The organism is Nostoc sp. (genome assembly GCF_036917315.1).
In the GTDB taxonomy this organism is placed as follows: Bacteria; Cyanobacteriota; Cyanobacteriia; order Cyanobacteriales; family Nostocaceae; genus Nostoc.
Map to the genome: position 1 here is coordinate 155,151 of NZ_JBALDR010000066.1, position 17,150 is coordinate 172,300.

Annotated in this window: 15 protein-coding genes and 1 riboswitch; of the genes, 9 read left to right on the forward strand and 6 right to left on the reverse strand. The window is 41.9% G+C overall.

The genetic code is table 11. The features are described 5' to 3' along the window. The first annotated feature begins 1 nt into the window (after nt 1). Complete coding sequence (locus V7K84_RS31375) at nt 2-952, forward strand: hypothetical protein (RefSeq protein ID WP_334844031.1); 951 nt, start codon at nt 2-4, stop codon at nt 950-952. 48 nt (nt 953-1,000) lie between these two features. Here V7K84_RS31375 and V7K84_RS31380 read toward each other — a convergent pair whose 3' ends face one another. Next, nucleotides 1,001-2,341 (reverse strand): voltage-gated chloride channel family protein, encoded by a 1,341-nt coding sequence (locus tag V7K84_RS31380; RefSeq protein WP_334844032.1) that lies wholly within the window; start codon nt 2,339-2,341, stop codon nt 1,001-1,003. Between the two features lie 95 nt (nt 2,342-2,436). Next, nucleotides 2,437-2,521: riboswitch (Fluoride riboswitch) on the reverse strand. 87 nt (nt 2,522-2,608) lie between these two features. On the opposite strand from V7K84_RS31380, the gene V7K84_RS31385 reads away from it, so the two are divergent. Continuing rightward, nucleotides 2,609-4,687 carry a potassium channel family protein gene (locus V7K84_RS31385; protein ID WP_334844034.1) on the forward strand — a complete coding sequence of 693 codons (2,079 nt, stop codon included), beginning with the start codon at nt 2,609-2,611 and terminating at the stop codon, nt 4,685-4,687. Between the two features lie 240 nt (nt 4,688-4,927). Here the strand turns inward: V7K84_RS31385 and V7K84_RS31390 are convergent, their stop codons facing one another. Beyond that, nucleotides 4,928-6,121, reverse strand: a complete 1,194-nt coding sequence (locus V7K84_RS31390) for an MFS transporter (RefSeq protein WP_334844036.1) — start codon at nt 6,119-6,121, stop codon at nt 4,928-4,930. Nucleotides 6,122-6,209: 88 nt separating this feature from the next. Further along, nucleotides 6,210-6,458, reverse strand: coding sequence for a hypothetical protein (locus tag V7K84_RS31395; protein ID WP_334844037.1), 249 nt, complete (start codon nt 6,456-6,458; stop codon nt 6,210-6,212). Between the two features lie 80 nt (nt 6,459-6,538). On the opposite strand from V7K84_RS31395, the gene V7K84_RS31400 reads away from it, so the two are divergent. From V7K84_RS31400 to V7K84_RS31410, 3 genes are all read left to right on the forward strand, one after another. Beyond that, nucleotides 6,539-7,090 (forward strand): Chromate resistance protein ChrB, encoded by a 552-nt coding sequence (locus V7K84_RS31400; RefSeq protein ID WP_334844039.1) that lies wholly within the window; start codon nt 6,539-6,541, stop codon nt 7,088-7,090. Nucleotides 7,091-7,377: 287 nt separating this feature from the next. Beyond that, the gene (locus tag V7K84_RS31405) at nt 7,378-8,247 is read left to right on the forward strand and encodes a zinc metalloprotease HtpX (RefSeq protein ID WP_334844040.1); all 870 of its coding nucleotides are present in this window, start codon (nt 7,378-7,380) and stop codon (nt 8,245-8,247) included. A gap of 124 nt (nt 8,248-8,371) precedes the next feature. Then, nucleotides 8,372-8,530, forward strand: a complete 159-nt coding sequence (locus tag V7K84_RS31410) for a hypothetical protein (RefSeq protein ID WP_334844041.1) — start codon at nt 8,372-8,374, stop codon at nt 8,528-8,530. Nucleotides 8,531-8,552: 22 nt separating this feature from the next. On the opposite strand, the gene V7K84_RS31415 is transcribed toward V7K84_RS31410, so the two are convergent. Beyond that, complete coding sequence (locus tag V7K84_RS31415) at nt 8,553-8,738, reverse strand: hypothetical protein (protein WP_334844043.1); 186 nt, start codon at nt 8,736-8,738, stop codon at nt 8,553-8,555. A 540-nt stretch (nt 8,739-9,278) separates the two neighbouring features. Between V7K84_RS31415 and V7K84_RS31420 the strand changes: the two genes are divergently transcribed. The 3 genes from V7K84_RS31420 to lnt all read left to right on the forward strand — a co-directional run bounded on the left by V7K84_RS31420 (nt 9,279) and on the right by lnt (nt 14,951). Next, nucleotides 9,279-10,583 carry a chloride channel protein gene (locus tag V7K84_RS31420; RefSeq protein ID WP_334844045.1) on the forward strand — a complete coding sequence of 435 codons (1,305 nt, stop codon included), beginning with the start codon at nt 9,279-9,281 and terminating at the stop codon, nt 10,581-10,583. A 152-nt stretch (nt 10,584-10,735) separates the two neighbouring features. Further along, nucleotides 10,736-13,339 carry a DNA topoisomerase (ATP-hydrolyzing) subunit A gene (gyrA, locus tag V7K84_RS31425; RefSeq protein WP_334844048.1) on the forward strand — a complete coding sequence of 868 codons (2,604 nt, stop codon included), beginning with the start codon at nt 10,736-10,738 and terminating at the stop codon, nt 13,337-13,339. Then, on the forward strand, nt 13,320-14,951 hold the full coding sequence (gene lnt / locus V7K84_RS31430; RefSeq protein WP_334844049.1) for an apolipoprotein N-acyltransferase: 1,632 nt from the start codon (nt 13,320-13,322) through the stop codon (nt 14,949-14,951). The genes gyrA and lnt overlap by 20 nt, the downstream gene beginning before the upstream one ends. Here the strand turns inward: lnt and V7K84_RS31435 are convergent. Both V7K84_RS31435 and V7K84_RS31440 read right to left on the reverse strand, forming a co-directional pair. Further along, nucleotides 14,948-15,595, reverse strand: a complete 648-nt coding sequence (locus tag V7K84_RS31435; RefSeq protein WP_334844051.1) for an rRNA large subunit pseudouridine synthase E — start codon at nt 15,593-15,595, stop codon at nt 14,948-14,950. The genes lnt and V7K84_RS31435 overlap by 4 nt on opposite strands. A gap of 87 nt (nt 15,596-15,682) precedes the next feature. Beyond that, nucleotides 15,683-15,910 (reverse strand): hypothetical protein, encoded by a 228-nt coding sequence (locus tag V7K84_RS31440; protein WP_334844052.1) that lies wholly within the window; start codon nt 15,908-15,910, stop codon nt 15,683-15,685. A gap of 365 nt (nt 15,911-16,275) precedes the next feature. Between V7K84_RS31440 and V7K84_RS31445 the strand changes: the two genes are divergently transcribed. Beyond that, nucleotides 16,276-17,148 (forward strand): phosphodiester glycosidase family protein, encoded by an 873-nt coding sequence (locus tag V7K84_RS31445; RefSeq protein ID WP_334844054.1) that lies wholly within the window; start codon nt 16,276-16,278, stop codon nt 17,146-17,148. The last annotated feature ends 2 nt before the right edge of the window (nt 17,149-17,150 follow it).

Here is a 17,150-nt window from a genome sequence, read left to right on the forward strand (position 1 = left end):
TATGAGTCTTAAGCCGGAACAACTAAAACAACATTGTGAAATAATCATTGGCTCTCGTAGAATTAAAAATAAGATTGTTGTGTTGTGCGAAGGCGAAGGTGGTATTTGGGACACGAAAGGCAGACCATCACCTCAATCATATAGCAAGATGGAACAGATGCCTGATTCCAACTTTTACAAAGCGTGTGTTCCAAAATTATGGAGTCAATATCGACCAGAGTTTTTTAACTGCGGAGATCGTAAAGATGTATTAGATACATATTTTACTCTTTCAAAGTTGCATGATGAAAATAAGAATAGTTCATATTTAAGCTTAGACAAACTTTTTGCAATTGTAGATGTTGATCTACAAACACAAAATATCACAAAAGAATATAGTTATACTTTTTCAGATACAGAAGCAATTTTCTGCGATCTTTATACAAAACTCAATATAAACGAAGAAAATGCCAAACAGCATCGTATATGGGTTACGGGTTTAATACATAAAGAAGCATATTTTATCATACCTGAACTACAACCAATATTTGATACTTTTTCTACACTTTATGATAGTAATTCTCTACTACTTAGAGATATTTATCTGGCTATGGCAGATGCTATCATTACTGATTCTGATTTAAAAAGTAATTTATCAAAAGTATCTAATCGCATTAGCCATTGCTCTGGATTAGATTGTACTGCAATAGATAAATTGAGAGATTCATGGAAAGAACAGTTTCAAAACGCTCAAAATGATACAGAGGAGAATGAGTTAATTTTAGCTTTATTGACATTCAGAAAAGCTAAGTATTATTGGAACCAAATTCAACCACCAATTGACTGGACTTCTTCAGTTGAGACATTTAAAGATCAACTATTGTTAGAAATAGGAAGATTTTATTCAGAACAAAGTAATGATACTAAATATCATATTCCTTGCTTTTTTAAAATCTTAAGACAATTTGCTTAATACCTCTAACAGATAAATTATTTTAGTGGTTCTAATTGCGTCTATAAATTATTCCTCAGAATTACTTCCTTCTTCTTCACCATCATCAGATAAATCGGTTTTTTGCTCAACTTTTTCTCGTCCATAATTAGCCAAAGTCACCCCTTCTTCTAAATATACAGCAGAGTATTTACTTAACCCAATACGTTGTGCAGAGTAAATTCCAGAATGACCTGAAAATAAATAGCTCACTATACAGCCAATACCAATAAATATTCCCGATTCCAGACCAAATAATTCAATCCCCATTAAAGTTGATGCCAAAGGTGTATTTGCTGCACCCGCAAACACACCCACAAATCCCATTCCTGCTAAAAGTGGTGCAGGTAATGCTAAAAGTAACGATAAAGCATTACCTAGAGTTGCACCAATAAAAAACAAAGGAGTCACTTCTCCCCCTTTAAATCCTGCTCCTAAAGTTAAAGCTGTTAGACCTAATTTTGCTGCAAAATCCCAAGGAGGTAGCTGAGTGAAAAAAGAATCAACAATAGTAGGGATACCAAGCCCAATGTATTTGGTTGTACCACTAAACCCAACAATTACTGCTATCATTGCACCGCCTATCAAAGGACGCATTGGAGGATAAGATATTTTTGCTTTAAAGAAGTGACTAATTTGGTGAGTTACTTTCGCAAAAAATCTCGCGACAATTCCAAAAATTGCACCTGCGATAATGGCAGAAATTAATCCCCAAATTGTGAGCGTCGGTATAAAGGGAGCGTGTCGATATGCTGTATGATGTAAACCTAATAGTAAGGTGACTTGATTTCCAACGATCGCAGCAATCAAAGAAGGAAAAAGAGCATCGTAATGAACTTTACCAATTGCTAAAACTTCTAGACCAAATACGGTTCCAGCTAAGGGAGTACCGAAAACTGAAGCGAATCCCCCACTGATACCTGCCGTTAACAAAATTTGCCGATTTGCTCCTTGAAAACGCAATATTTTAGTTAACTGGTCTGCCAAAGAAGTACCCATTTGTAATGCTGTACCTTCACGACCGGCTGAACCACCAAAAAAATGGGTAAGGTCTGTTCCTAGTAAAACTAGAGGAGCCATACGGAAGGGAATAATATTTTTAGGATTATGAATTTCTTCCAGTAAAAGGTTATTTCCAGCTTCTACAGTCCGCCCAAATTGATGATAAATCCAACCACTCAAGAAGCCGCCAAGGGGAAGCAAGGCGATAATCCACCGATGCGATTCTCGCCAATCAGTTGCCCATTCTAATGATGCTAAAAGAGCCGCAGAAGCTGTTCCAGCAAGAATGCCAACGACAAAGGAAATAGGCAACCACTTAATTAGATGAGGTAACGCAATAAATGGTTCAAACTGACGAAAGTGTTTCATACCATGACTCCTTGAAGTGCGATTTGTAGACAAATACTTTCTACAGGAGAGTCAGGTAATGCATTTAGCCAAGCCCTACTCTCCCGCAGTCAGCAAGGAAAGTAGGAGCCATCAGCCTTCCAAAAGAGAGTTTATCGCGCTGGAAAGGCGGTTTTGGCGAGCTCCATCGCCGTTAATTATCTAATTAATAGTACCATTTTTGCTGTAGATCAATATCTTTGGTATTCTACGATATAGATAAATAATGCGTATAATTGGCGGTATTATATGCTGCCATCATCAGAAACTAATTATCAGCCTGTTAAAGATTCTCAAACAAAACTAGATCGGTTTTTAGTTTGTGGGCTAGGAAGTTTGGGTCAGCATTGTGTTGCAGTACTGAAAGAGTATGGTGCTATTGTCAATGCTATCGATCGAGAACAACCTCAAAATTTGCAGGTATCAAATTTATCAAGTTTATTAGAACAGTTATTAATCGGAGATTGCCGTCAATCCAGTATTTTAGAACAGGCAAATATTTCTCAGTGCCGAACTGTTCTTTTAGTCACTGGTAATGAACGGGTAAATATAGAAGCTGCCTTTGCTGCAAGGCTTTTAAATCCTCAAGTTCGCTTGGTTGTACGTTCTGACAAACAAAATCTCAATGAACTTTTAAGTCAAACCCTTGGTAACTTTATTGCCTTTGAACCGAATCAAATTTCCGCTTCTGGCTTTGCTGTTGCAGCCCTTGGAGATGATAATCTCGGATATTTCCAACTGGAGGAACGTCAATTTAGGGTAGTAAAGCGTCAGATTCAAATGAGTGATAATTGGGGCAATAAATGGCGTATACATGAACTAAATACCTTATATCGTCGGGTATTAAATCACGCTAATGATTCATCTCCCTTGCCTAAAGAATTTCATCAGTGGGAGCCAGAAGCAACATTACACCCAGGTGATACGATTATTTATATCGAAATCACAGAGCAAATTAAAAGTTTGAAGCAACTTGCTACTGTCCGTAAATACAACTGGCAGCAATTATGGCAAGAGATTGTATTAGGCAGAGCTTGGAATAATTTCAAATATAAAATAACATATCTCTCGCTAAAATTTTCTCGTTATCAGAGTTTGCGGGTGGCAATTATCTGTGGAATTACAGTACTTTTTCTTTGGTGTTTTGGAACAATTATCTATATCTTAAATTATCCTGGAACTAATATAATAGAAGCATTTTATGCTATTGCTGTCTTGCTTTTAGGAGGATACGGAGATATATTTGGCGGTGTAAATTTTAAAACGCCACCAGATCCAGCGCAAAATATGCCAGGGTGGTTACGATTGTTTAGTCTCGCACTAACTTTAACGGGTATAGGTTTTGTTGGGGTTTTATATGCGTTGCTAACTGATACTTTGTTAAGTTCAAGGTTTCAGTTTTTCAATAGTTACCAGCCATCAATTCCTCAAAAAGACCACGTTATACTTATTGGATTAAATCGAGTTGGTCGGCGAGTCGCGACTTTATTACAAGAATTCAAGCAGCCTTTGGTAGGTATTAGCAGCACAGCACTTAACGCCGATTTTCTCAACAAAATACCACTGATTATTGATAATATTGCCGATGCTCTAGGTAAGGTAAATCTCGCTAATAGTAAAAGTGTCGTTGTCGTTACAGATGATGATATGGAGAATCTGGAAATAGCTTTGATGGCATACGCTAAGAGTCCTAATACTCGTGTGATTATTCGGACTTACGACCAATATTTTCGTGATAACGTCGCACGGTTGTTTCCTTATGCTCAAGTTATTTGCACCTCTGCTATTTCAGCGGAAGTATTTGCTGCTGCGGCTTTTGGAGAAAATATTCTCAGCTTGTTTAACTTCGATACTCAAACTATTTTGGTAGTAGAGTACATGATTGAAGCTGGAGATACATTAAATGGATTACTATTGGCTGAGGTTGCTTATGGTTATGGAGTTGTACCAATTTTATACCAAAGCCTCAAGCGATCGCCTGTTAAGTTAATGCCTGCCGATCATACACAACTTGCTGTTGGCGATCGCCTGGTTGTTCTAGCAAATAGCAATAGCCTCCAGCGGATTGAGCGAGGTGAAATGTTTCCTCGCAATTGGCAAGTGCAGATTGAGAAAGTTTTAGCTCAAGATGCTATTTTTGATGGTGCAAATGAAATAAGTATCATATCAGGATGTAACATTGGCACAGCTAGAGAGTTGATGCATAATTTGCCTGGACTACTACCAACGGCATTATATAAACAACAAGCTCTGCTACTAGTAAGAAGACTTAGTAAATTAAGAGTTACAGCCCGGTTGAAATCATTCGTTGAGGATACAGGGGATTAGGGATTAGGGACTGGGTACTGGGTACTGGGTACTAGAAAGATTTGAAAATTCAAAACTGAATAGAACTTATGCAATAACTCTCTGCAACTTTTATTCTTAGGAACGTGGATTAAATAAGATGCAAAACTTCATCCTGTCTCTAGCTTCGCTCTCCTTTATAAGGAGAGGGATTGAGGGTGAGGTAAAGCAGAGACATAAATTGTATGTTATTTAATTCTTATTCCTTACCCTTCTCCTTCCCTATATTTGTAAATATTTTTTTCTATTAATTATCAACAATAAGACAGCAGCGATCGCAAACAAGCTCCCAGTTATAAATGTTGCTTCTGCTCCCAATGTTTGCCACAATCCACCAGCTAGCAGACTCGCAGGTAAAAGCGCTAATCCTATAGCCAAGTTGAAGAATCCAAAAGCAGTGCCGCGCAAATTTGCAGGTATGCTATTTGCCACTAGTGCTAACAGTAATCCTTTACTCATACCTAAATGCAGGCCGTAAAGGGCAAACAATCCCCAGACTTGCCAAGGTGTCTGCACGAAAGCGAAACCCAGATACACTAGGGCGTATAGGAGAAATCCGCCTACTAGTAGCCCAAATTTGCCCACGCGATCGGAAAGTATTCCTATTGGGTAGGCGCTGAATGAGTAGGCGATGTTCATCACCATTAATGTCAACGGTATGAGTGAAGCTGAAATACCTGTTTGTTCAGCTCGCAGCAATAAAAAAGCATTGCTGGAGTTGCCTAAATTGAATAGCAGCGCCACTGCTACAAGTACCCAGTATCCTTGACCTAAACTGCGTAAAGCTTCCCATTGCAGAGGATTGCTTCGGTTTTCTTGAGTTTCACTTGTTGGTTTGCGTACTCCCACTGTTAATAAAGCCACTGCGAAAAATCCAGGGATGAGTGCTAGCCAAAAAATGAGGCGGAAGTTGTTTTCGGAAGCAGTCATCAGGGCAAATGCTGCTAAAGGCCCCAAAAATGCTCCGATAGTATCGAGGGATTGACGCAATCCATAAGCTGCACCGCGTACCTCTGCGTTAGTTGAATCGGCAACCAAAGCATCGCGGGGCGCTACCCGGATACCTTTGCCAATGCGATCGCCAAATCGAGCTATTAACACCCCAGTTGGACTGGTAGCTACAGCAAATAGAGGTTTTACAAAGGTTGATAATCCGTACCCAAACACCGCTAATCCTTTACGATGTCCCAAGTAATCACTCAATACTCCCGAAAAGACTTTTAAAATTGAAGCTGTTGCTTCTGCAATCCCTTCAATGATGCCGACAGTCCAGATATTCGCCCCTAATACTGACACTAGAAATAAAGGCAACACAGAATTAATCATCTCGGAACTAATATCTGTCAGCAGACTGACAAACCCCAAAACCCAAACAGTCCGAGGAATTTTCTGGACGATCTTATCTTGTACCTGCATTTTGCCTGTTTCTACTACATCTATAGTAATAGAGAGTACACCCCTACAGCTGATTTTTTTGCTACAAATATTTTTGAAAATAGTATTACTATATCAGTTCTATAATTCTTGAGAACCAATAAGTAATTTCTGCATCACTGAAGGTAGTCAATCGGGCAATTTCTCTTGCCATCTGATAGGCTTTCTCGCCTTGAGGATGTTGAGCCAAACCAGCATGATTCAGTAAAACAGTTTTCAAATCCCCTGGATATGCGGGTAAGTGACAATTCCCCAAAGGTTCCATCTTTTGGATAATTGGACTCCAGTCAATGCTGCCAACTTGATAGTTCAGATTCATAATTTTTCTACATACAACAGATGTTTCATAAACTCAGATAGGAATATTAAATTGAATGCAACACTTGTTACAATACATCTATGGATAGAGAATCTTGGAACCTATTAGTCTACAAAGTACCCGCACAGCCTTCGACGCAGCGGGTGTATGTTTGGCGCAAACTTAAAGGATTGGGCGCACTTTATCTACAGCAATCGGTGTGCTTGTTACCACAGCGAAAAGACTTGCAGAGCCATTTGGAAGAATTGAAAGCGGACATTACAGCAGGTGGCGGTGAAGCAGATTTGTTAACTATTTGCATTGATAAACCCGAGCAAAATGCTATGTTAATAGAGCGTTTTCAACAGCAAGCAGACCAAGAATATCAAGAGTTTTTGGGGCAATGTCGAGATTTTCATAGCGAATTGAGCGAGGAACGGAAAATAAATAATCTCACTTTTGCAGAACTAGAAGAGAATGAAACGGAACTAACTAAACTGCGTTCTTGGTTGCCAAAAATCCGCGATCGCGATTTGTTTGATACTCCAAAATATTCACAAGCTAGTGAAGCTTTGAAGGCGTGCGAATTAGATTTTCAGCTATTTTCCCAACAAATATATCAAACACAAGGAATAGACTCAGAACCTGTATAAGTAAATGGATCTTAACTAATAGTGTAGGCATAGCCCAATCTAAGCATCAAACTTGTAATTTCTGCCTATATAAACATATTTATTCCTATAGATAGATGCATTTTTAGTATCTATAGCTATTAATTTGATTACTAAATTAGTATTACTAAAACTTAAGTAGGAAAACCGTACTTATCTGATAGGTTTTCTGTACCATATATCTAAGTTTAGCTGGATAAAATCAAAATGTAGCTGAAGTAATGCTGTTTTCTCAAAAATTTACACAGCATTAACAGGAGAGCAAAAACATGACAAATCAATTGAAAACGGCTGCTTTGCTAGCTGCACTAAGTGGTCTTTTGATAGCAATTAGTTACTGGATAATTGGCGGTTATAGTGGCTTGATTATCGGGATTGGCTTGGCAGCAGTAACCAACCTGTTTTCCTGGTATCAATCAGATAAAATTGCCCTAGCAGTATACCAAGCCCAACCTGTGAGTGAAAGGGAAGCACCAGGACTTTATCGGATGGTGCAGAGATTGAGCGATCGCGCTAACATTCCTATGCCTAAAGTTTATATCGTTCCTAGCCTTGGTGCTAATGCTTTCGCAACAGGGCGCGATCCCGAACACGCTGCTGTGGCAGTCACTGAAGGTATTTTAAATATATTGCCAGAGGATGAACTCGAAGGTGTTATCGCCCACGAGCTAACCCATATTATTAATCGTGACACCTTGACACAAGCCGTTGCTGCTACTGTGGCTGGTGCGATCTCATTCCTAGCCCAAATGGTTAGTTACAGCCTATGGTTTGGCGGTGGTTCGCGAGATGACAACAGAGGTGGAAATCCAATAGGAGTTTTATTAACAGTCATGCTTGCACCAGTGGCTGCGACAATCATTCAGCTAGCAATTTCGCGCACACGAGAATTTTCTGCTGATGCTGGTTCTGCTAGATTAACTGGTAATCCCCGCGCCTTAGCTAGAGCATTGCAACGGTTAGAAGCTTCAGCAAAGCAGATGCCTTTAAATGCCAATCCAGCTTATGAGCCGTTATTAATTATCAATTCCATCTCTGGACAGTTTTTGGGTAACTTATTCTCCAGTCATCCGGCGACAGAAGTGCGAGTTGCAGCATTACTGAAATTAGAGCAACACCTGCCAACAAAAACTTATTAATTAGTCATTTGTCATTAGTCATTTGTCCTTTGTGAAATTAACAATGACTAATGATTAATCATTACAGGGTGCAGTTTTTAAAGAATATATAGATAGTGCAAACAATATTGAAGCAAGGAAACTGATGCAACGCGATCGCTTAGAAAACTCTTGGGCGGTAATTCAAGATGAAGCCGAGAGAAACTGGCACTTATTAATGAAAGACTTAGTAGACTTTAACTTTCGCCTGCAAAAGGCTGTAAAAGCTGCTTGGGAAACCTTCAATAATCCTTATTCAGGGTAACTGAAACTTTTGTTAGGCATAATCATGATTTGACGTTTATTGCAAGTACGAATACACCAACTTCACTATAAGTTGTACCTAAATCTATTCCTATTGGTGCAACTTTCACAGCAAAGCCACCTACTACGTTCTTAGCTTCACCGTCTGATAATTCCTCTATTTCTGGAGCTTGCAAATTTTTAATTTCTATTGTTTTTACTTTTTTCATATCCACCAATTTTAATATTCAGTTCAATAACAGGGTAACAACTGTAACTACAAAAATCAACAAAAACAATCAGACATCCTACTTTTCCCACCTTTCCTACCTTTTCTCTCTGTACGCATACCGCCACTACCAGAGATTAAACCCTAAAATCTGATTCCTAACCCTAGTGCTGTTGCTATGGTTCATCGTTGCTAGGCAGCGCTGGGGGGGTGATTAACCACGGTGTTGCTGGCACTATCGGCGGTCTTGCTACAGCTATCCTTGGTTATTTGGTATAACAGCCTGCGACTGGTGAACAACAACCGCAGCCTGAATAGTCATCTGGGGATTCTCGTTAAAAAAGGGAAAGGGTGCGATGCCTACGGCGGGCTACGCCTACGCAGATAAATATTTTAGGGGCGTACATCTGTACGCCCCTTTTTATGACCCGTCAAAAATATCGCTCTTTGTAGACCAAAAATGATTTACTAAACTAAATAGCCTTTACCATAAAAAGCGTAAATATTCAGTACTCTAGGTGTCACAAATAGGAAATAAGCAGTGTTACCAAACAAGCCTCCCGCTCCGAATCAAACTCAACGCTGGACATTTGCTCAACTTTTTGGACTGGTAAAGCGTAATCCCCTAATGATTTCGCAGTGGGTTATCCGCTGGATAATTGTGGGGACTGCTGGTGGTCTATTTGCAGCGTTGTACTGGAATGTTTTAGAGTTTTTAACTCACAGACTCCAGCGATTTGAGGGTTTTAGCCTGCTGATAGTGATGCCACTTAGCGGTTTAGTTATTGGTTTGGTGATTCATTTTTTGGGAAATCCCGGTGAAATCGCCGTGATTGTTGATAATATTCATTTTCGTGGCGGACGCCTAGATGTTCGCAAAAATCCTTCAATGATTCTTGCTTCTCTAGTCAGCATCTCGGCAGGCGGTAGTGCTGGGCCAGAAGCACCACTGGTACAGGTAACAGGTTCTTTTGGTACTTGGATTGCCGATCGCTTAAAACTCCAAGGTGAAGACCTCAGAACCATGAGTTTAGCAGCAATGGCGGCTGGCTTCACTGCCTTATTTGGCGCACCTCTTGGCGGTGCGATGTTCGCTTTGGAGATTTTGCACCACGAGCATATTGTGGAATATTACGAAGCCTTAATGCCAGCTATTGTTTCAAGTTGCGCTAGCTATCTGGTGTTTGCAGCAATTACACATTTGGGTATTGCCCCCACTTGGCATTTTCCTCAGTATCACTTAGAAAGGATTGATGATTTTGCGATCGCGATCGCATTTGGAATTATCGGGGCTGTAGCGGGATGGATTTTTATGGGTATTTTTCGCGGCTGCGATGCCTTTTGGCAAGCCGTTTCACCAACTTCTGTTCCCATTTATGTAAGGACAACACTAGCAGGAGTGGGACTTGGCATTTTAGCAGTTTTATTACCGCTCACCCGTTATTTTGGACATGAAGAGTTAGATTCAGTCCTGACTGCTAACTTTGGTGCTGTTTTTCTCTTAACTCTAGCTCTTGGGAAAATGGCTGCCATTAGCATTACGGTAACAGGTGGGTGGCGCGGTGGATTTATCATTCCCCTATTTTTCACTGGTGCTTGCATTGGGAAAGCAGTCGCAGTCTTAATTCCGGGACTGGATCCTGCCCTTGCCATGATTTGTACAATGGCGGCCGTCAACGCAGCCGTAACACGCACACCGATAAGTACGACTTTGCTACTGTCAAAACTGACTAACTTGAGTCCCTTTACGCCAATCCTTTTTGCCAGTTTGGTTGGATTTTTTCTTGCCCCTAAAGTTCCTCTGATCGCATCTCAACTCAAATCCCAGAGAGAAGCTACGGATTGAACAATTGCCTGAGTTAGCTGCCCAGGCAATAAAAAGCAATATATGCTAAGATTGTATCAAATTATAGCAATTATTCAAGAGCAATTTAGAATAATTTTGCGCTTTGTTGAGTAAAAAAGCTAAAATCTACGATTTTTGGAGATTTTTAGGTTATGACAACCTCACAGGAGAGGATTATCCCGATTGACTTGCGAACCGAAATGTCGCAGTCTTATCTGGAATACGCCATGAGCGTGATAGTGGGTCGGGCGTTGCCAGATGCCAGGGATGGTCTAAAACCTGTGCATCGTCGCATTCTCTACGCAATGCACGAGCTAGGTCTGCTCCACGATCGCCCCTTTAAGAAATGCGCCCGTGTAGTGGGGGAAGTATTGGGTAAATATCACCCCCACGGTGACACAGCAGTATATGATGCCTTGGTGCGGATGGCGCAGGATTTTTCCATGCGATCGCCCCTAGTTAACGGACATGGTAACTTTGGTTCGGTAGACAACGATCCGCCAGCCGCGATGCGGTACACCGAATGTCGCTTGCAAGCTTTAACTAGTGCTGGTTTACTTCACGACATTGAGTATGAAACCGTAGATTTCGCCGATAACTTCGACGGTTCTCAGCAAGAACCCACAGTTTTACCAGCACGGATTCCGCAGTTATTGCTCAACGGTTCCTCTGGGATTGCCGTGGGCATGGCAACCAACATTCCGCCGCACAATTTAGGCGAATTGATCGATGCTTTGGTGGCTGTAATCCACAATCCCGAAATCACCGATCTCGAATTAATGCAGTATGTCCACGGCCCAGACTTTCCGACTGGGGCACAAATTTTAGGAACATCTGCCATTCGAGAAGCTTACACTACCGGGCGTGGTTCTATTACCATGCGTGGTGTCGCCAACATTGAAACCGTTGAACAACGGGGACGCCCAGATAGAGAAGCAATTATTATTACCGAATTGCCCTATCAAACCAACAAAGCGGCGCTGATTGAAAAAATCGCCGAAATGGTTAACGAGAAGCGTCTAGAAGGGATTGCAGATATCCGGGATGAAAGCGATCGCGACGGGATGCGAGTTGTCATCGAACTCAAGCGTGATGCTTATCCCCGCGTCGTGCTGAACAACCTTTACAAGCAAACGCCACTGCAAGCCAACTTCGGCGCAAATATGCTGGCGTTGGTGAATAGCGAACCCCAAGTACTCACCCTCAAGCAGTTCTTAACCGTCTTTTTGGATTTCCGCATCGAATCCATTGCCAGACGTACCCGCTACGAACTGCGGAAAGCTGAAGAACGCGATCATCTCCTCCAAGGGTTATTAATTGCCCTATCCCAGTTAGATCCAATTATTGTCTTAATTCGCCATGCACCCGATGCACCCACAGCTAAAGGCGAATTAATCACAACTTACGGACTCTCAGAAGTGCAAGCAGATGCGATTTTGCAGATGCAATTGCGCCGCTTGACTGCTTTAGAAGCAGATAAAATTCGTCTGGAACACGAAGAATTACAAGCGAAGATTACCGACTTGCAAGATATTTTGGCACGTCGGGAGAGAGTGCTAGAAATCATCGAAACTGAAGTCGGGCAACTCAAAACTAACTTCGCCACACCCCGCCGCACGGTGATTTTACCAGGGGAAGGGGAATTAGACGATCGCGACCTCATTGCCAATGAAAAAGCAATAATTCTGGTGACAGAGCAAGGCTACATCAAACGGATGCCAGTTAACACCTTTGAAGCCCAAAGCCGTGCTACCAGAGGCAAAGCCGCAGCCAAGGTGAAAGATGATGATACCATTGAGCATTTTTTGACTTGCTGCGATCACGACAGTATTTTATTCTTTAGCGAGCGTGGTGTTGTTTATTGCCTGAGAGCTTATCAAATTCCAGCGAGTTCGCGTACTAGCCGAGGGACACCAATTGTCCAGATGTTACCAATTCCCAAAGAGGAAAAAATCACTTCGATTGTACCGGTTGACGAGTTTAGCAGCGAAGAATATCTGGTCATGCTCACCAAAGGTGGCAATATCAAGAAAACCGAATTGGCAGCCTTTAGTCACATTCGCGCCAATGGTTTGATTGCCATTTCCTTAGAAGAAGGCGACCAACTGCGCTGGGTGAGACGCGCTAAAGTAGAGGACAGCGTAATCATTGGTTCTCGTAACGGGATGGCGATTAACTTCCGGTGCAACCACGAACAACTGCGTCCTTTAAGTAGGGCGACTCGTGGGGTAAAAGCCATGAAACTCAAAAATAAAGATGAACTCGTGGGTATGGATATTCTGCCCGCAGCAATTCTGGAAACTTTGGATGTTATAGAAGCAGAAACTGAAGATATCGAAACAATCGAAACAGAAGATATCGAAATTACCGAAATTACTGAAGAGTCCGCAGAAGTGCCTAGCAGTGGCGTAGTTGGCCCTTGGGTGTTGGTAATTACAATGGGTGGATATGGTAAGCGCGTACCAGTTGCTCAATTCCGGCTGCAAAATCGTGCTGGTCAGGGTTTAATGGCAACCAAGTTCAAAAACCGCAAAACTAAAGACAAGCTAGCAACCCTACGCATTGTCAACAATGATGATGATGAAATCATGATGGTGACAAATCGCGGTATTATCATTCGTCAAGCAGTGAATGCGATTTCTATCCAATCGCGATCGGCAACTGGAGTCAGAGTGCAGCGTTTAGACGAAGATGACGCTATTACCGGAGTAGCAATAGTTCCACCTGATGCTGTCGATGCAGAAGAAGCAGAATAAAAAGCAGGGGGAGAGGTTAACCGCCTTACTCCCTTATTTAATCGCCTTAGCTAGCGGCATTTTAATGGGGCTAACTGTAGCCCCAGTGGGTGCATGGTTATTGGCTTGGATTGCCATAGTTCCCTTATGGGTGCTAGTTGTCACTTCAGCCAAAAGCAAAAACCAATACCCCCCAGCTTTCCTGTGGGGTATTGGTTTTCACGGTGTTGCCCTATTCTGGATTACCGGAATTCATCCGATGACATGGTTGGGCGTTCCTTGGTTGCCAAGCTTGTTAATCACCCTTTTTTGTTGGGGATTTATCAGTGTCTTGGGTGGAGTATTCGTTAGTATTTGGGCGGCTGTAATGGTTCGCCTGGGCGGACAAAAACCGTGGTTACGTATACTTATTGGTACAGCCGTCTGGTGCGGCTTAGAGAGTCTATGGAGTGCGGGGCCTTTGTGGTGGAGTTCCCTTGCTTACACCCAAAGTCCGCATAATCTTGTAATTGTACATCTGGGTCAACTGTCTGGGCCTAATACTGTGACAGCAGCGATCGTTGCTGTCAATGGCTTGATTGCTGAAGGATGGACGAACCGCCAAGACGCCAAGAACGCCAAGATTTTCTCTGCATCCTCTGCGCCTTCTCTACGAGACGCTGCGCGAAGCCGGTTCGTTAATAAATACTTAGTTGCGGCCACAGGATTATTAATTACTTTACACCTCATAGGTTTTTTCTTATACAGCCGTCCCATCGCCCAAGTACCAGAAGCGGCGTTAAAAGTGGGGATTATTCAGGGTAATATCCCGAACCGACTTTTACGAAGTTCCGAAGGGTTTCGTCGCGCTCAAGAAAATTACACCAATGGATATCTAACTTTAGCAGACCAAGGTGTAGATGCAGTCCTGACCCCAGAAGGAGCCTTACCTATTTTCCAGCGTAATTTGCTGGAAACGGCCTTAGTCGCAGCCGTGAAAGAAAAAGGCGTAGTTGCTTGGATTGGAGCTTTTGGCGAACGGGGAGACAGTTATACAATTAGCTTGTTTACTTTCAACAGTAAAGGTGAAATTGTCAGCAGCTACGATAAGTCCAAACTAGTACCTCTAGGAGAATATATTCCTTTAGAAGGAATTTTAGGCAAAATAGTTCAGCGCTTGTCGCCACTTGAGGCACACCAAGTTGCTGGTTCAGCAAATCAGCTATTTGACACTCCTTTTGGTCGAGCGATCGCTAGTATATGTTATGAATCTGCTTTTCCCGAACAATTTCGCCGTCAAGCGGCTGCGGGTGGACAATTTATTGTCAGTTCTTCTAACGATGCCCATTACACTGCATCCATGCCATTCCAGCATCATGCACAGGATATCATGCGGGCTATTGAAAGCGATCGCTGGTCAGCACGAGCAACTAATACTGGATATTCAGCCTTTGTAGATCCTCATGGCAGAACCTTGTGGATGTCTGGATATAATACCTACGAAACTCATGCCGAAACAATTTATCGGCGACAGACAAAGACTTTATATGTGCGTTGGGGTGATTGGTTAACACCGTTGTTGTTAATCTCCTCTGGAGGAGCTTGGCTAGTAATTCGCGGTATAAAGAAATTTAGTAATGTTGGAAATCCTTAGCGTATTGAGTCTTTGGAATTATTAGCGAATTCCTCTGATGGGGCAGCTTTTGGGGTAAAACTTTTCGATTTACTAAAATTATGGATTTCAGAAGCAGTGAGGTCGCGCCATTGACCCAATTGTAGGTCATCTAATTGTAGATGACCTATGCTGACCCTGACCAGTCGCAAAGTCGGAAACCCGACAGCCGCAGTCATGCGCCGAACTTGGCGGTTTTTTCCCTCTGTCAAAGTCATTTCCAGCCAAGCTGTCGGTACATTTTTGCGAAATCTAATCGGTGGAGTGCGTTCGGGTAACTGTGGTTCTTCTGGTAAGAGCTTAACTTCTGCTGGTTGAGTGCGGTAATCTTGAATTTCCACACCTATTTGCAACCTTTTGATAGCTTCTGCATCTGGAATTCGCTCTACTTGTACCCAGTAAGTACGTTTATGACCAAAACGCGGATGGGCGAGGCGATGTTGTAATTGTCCATCGTTTGTTAACAGCAGCAATCCTTCACTATCCCAATCTAAGCGTCCCACAGGATACACATCAGACACATCAATATAATCTTTTAGGGTGCTATGTGTGGGGGCATCTTTTGTAAACTGGCTGAGAACGCCGTATGGTTTGTAAAAAATAATATATCGATAATGATTGGGCATGAGACATTTGACTTCTGAATTCTCTTTTAACAATAGAAGCAGAATTTATAAATCTTACCTTAAACTTATAAGTTATCAAATGAAAAATCAATCGCGGTTAAAACCACAACCTAAACAACGCATACAAACAGAGAAAGCTGCTAAAACTGAAACAATCTCAATTAGTAATTGAAATGACAAAGGAGCTAAAGCCAAACTCCAAATCAAAAGAATTGTCCCGCTGATCATAGCAGTAATGCGATGAATTTCATCTTTAGTATTGAAAACCAAGAATAATATTCCTAAACCAATTAATAATAAGACTAAGCTACTCATAAACATCTTCCTGACTTATACTTTTTCTTTGTGAAGCTGGATATACAGCAGAATCCAGGAGTCAAACACTCTTCGTATCAGGCTTTGAGACGAATCGTTGTGTACTTTACCTTCCTTGAAACCTGTTGTATTTAACCCCTGTAGTCCTACCGTTACTTGGGCGGACTACAGGGCAGTCTTGTTATGTGCATCTGACTAGTTCCCAGCCTGGAGACTGGGAAACCATTCTGGCAGGCTCCGCCTTCAGTGCTTGACAAGAGGCAGAGCCTCTTTTAAGTACATTCCCAGCCTGGAGGCTAGTAACAAGACGAAATTATCCAAAGATTTGGGCATCCTAATAAGAACAATATAGTGAAGAGTTGATTATGCCAAGTTCTAAAATCTGCCGACGGTCTTTCTTGTTTTTAGGAGGTGCTGTCTTGGCACAAGGATTAACATTGGCACTCCCCGCAGTCGCTCAAACTGTACAAGTGAAGAGGGGTAAGGTAAATGGTTTCTCTTTTTATCAAACTATTATAGACCTCACTGACCCTAAAACCTTTATTACTATTGGTTTAGCGAATAATGCAACTTTAGCTAATACTAATCAAAAAACTAGTGGTGATGAAGAATTTAATAACCTAGTGGCTCGTCATCGCGCGGCTGTCGTTGCTAATGGTACTTTTTTTGCCAAGAATAGCCAGAAAACAGTAATGGGTAACATGGTAGCGGCAGGAAGATTTATCAAATACAGCCAGTGGGAAAATTTTGGCACTACCTTGGGATTGCGAGTTGGCAATAAACCGGAAATGGTAACAGCACGGGTTGATGGTAAACCGGAATGGAATCAACATTGGTTGTCTATTACCTGCGGACCTCGACTGTTGAGACAAGGACAAATTTGGCTGAGGCCGGATGTTGAAGGATTTAAAGATCCTGGTGTTTTAGGTACTGGCGCACGAACTGCAATCGGGTTTCCTGCTGATGGTAAAAAGCTATTTTTGATCAATTTCGATAGTGGATTAACTTTACAGCAAGAAGCGCAAGCAATGAAAGCAATCGGCTGTCACGAAGCAATGAATTTAGATGGTGGTGCATCGAAAGCTTTTGCTGCTAACGGTAAAATTTTAGTCCCCGCCGGACGCCCACTAACTAATGTGATTGTTGTTTATGATGCGAAGAATCCTGCTCCTGCTGCTTTACAACAATCATGGAGCAGGTTTCAGAAAGGCGATCGCCCCATCATACCTGGTCGTTAAAA

Excerpts from the sequence above, each read along its gene's own strand:
- V7K84_RS31440 (WP_334844052.1), bottom strand. The coding sequence starts at position 15,910 with ATGAGTAGCTTAGTCTTATTATTAATTGGTTTAGGAATATTATTCTTG.
- V7K84_RS31400 (WP_334844039.1), top strand. The coding sequence starts at position 6,539 with ATGGATAGAGAATCTTGGAACCTATTAGTCTACAAAGTACCCGCACAG.
- gyrA (WP_334844048.1), top strand. The coding sequence starts at position 10,736 with ATGACAACCTCACAGGAGAGGATTATCCCGATTGACTTGCGAACCGAA.
- V7K84_RS31415 (WP_334844043.1), bottom strand. The coding sequence starts at position 8,738 with ATGAAAAAAGTAAAAACAATAGAAATTAAAAATTTGCAAGCTCCAGAA.
- V7K84_RS31390 (WP_334844036.1), bottom strand. The coding sequence starts at position 6,121 with ATGCAGGTACAAGATAAGATCGTCCAGAAAATTCCTCGGACTGTTTGG.
- lnt (WP_334844049.1), top strand. The coding sequence starts at position 13,320 with ATGCAGAAGAAGCAGAATAAAAAGCAGGGGGAGAGGTTAACCGCCTTA.
- V7K84_RS31405 (WP_334844040.1), top strand. The coding sequence starts at position 7,378 with ATGACAAATCAATTGAAAACGGCTGCTTTGCTAGCTGCACTAAGTGGT.
- V7K84_RS31410 (WP_334844041.1), top strand. The coding sequence starts at position 8,372 with ATGCAACGCGATCGCTTAGAAAACTCTTGGGCGGTAATTCAAGATGAA.
- V7K84_RS31445 (WP_334844054.1), top strand. The coding sequence starts at position 16,276 with ATGCCAAGTTCTAAAATCTGCCGACGGTCTTTCTTGTTTTTAGGAGGT.
- V7K84_RS31380 (WP_334844032.1), bottom strand. The coding sequence starts at position 2,341 with ATGAAACACTTTCGTCAGTTTGAACCATTTATTGCGTTACCTCATCTA.
- V7K84_RS31385 (WP_334844034.1), top strand. The coding sequence starts at position 2,609 with ATGCTGCCATCATCAGAAACTAATTATCAGCCTGTTAAAGATTCTCAA.
- V7K84_RS31395 (WP_334844037.1), bottom strand. The coding sequence starts at position 6,458 with ATGAATCTGAACTATCAAGTTGGCAGCATTGACTGGAGTCCAATTATC.
- V7K84_RS31435 (WP_334844051.1), bottom strand. The coding sequence starts at position 15,595 with ATGCCCAATCATTATCGATATATTATTTTTTACAAACCATACGGCGTT.
- V7K84_RS31375 (WP_334844031.1), top strand. The coding sequence starts at position 2 with ATGAGTCTTAAGCCGGAACAACTAAAACAACATTGTGAAATAATCATT.